This is a genomic window from Bradyrhizobium algeriense (assembly GCF_003062295.1).
GTDB classification, from domain to species: Bacteria; Pseudomonadota; Alphaproteobacteria; order Rhizobiales; family Xanthobacteraceae; genus Bradyrhizobium; species Bradyrhizobium algeriense.
In genome coordinates, this window is the sequence record NZ_PYCN01000311.1 from 1 (window position 1) to 303 (window position 303).

Below are 303 nucleotides of genomic sequence, written 5' to 3' on the forward strand. Positions count from 1 at the left end.
GCGCCGTGTGTTGCGTAGCGTAAGAGTTGAGTAGAGAGCGCCGGGGAGCCGGCGGACAAAGCCGATCGCCGTTAGTGAAACGACCGGCCAACATCCATCGGTCTCAACCGACTTTTGCAACAAAATCGGCACAAAGCAGACATGCTGAACGCCAGCGCGAATGTCCGCTTCCAGCGGATTGTGTTGAAGAAGTCGCCGCCTTAGGTGTTCTGGGCCGTGCGAGGAGACAGGCGAGCGGGAGCTTGTTTGCTTTCAGGCCGGGATCGGGGCGGGCAGCGGGATCAGCTTTGCCAGCTTTCGGAG

Annotated in this window: 1 protein-coding gene; it reads right to left on the bottom strand. The window is 60.1% G+C overall.

Annotated features, from left to right (window positions below; translation table 11 throughout):
* Window positions 1-103 precede the first annotated feature (103 nt).
* Window positions 104-303 (bottom strand): hypothetical protein (locus C7G61_RS45800; RefSeq protein WP_210205940.1); only part of this gene is annotated, 200 nt, incomplete at its 5' end.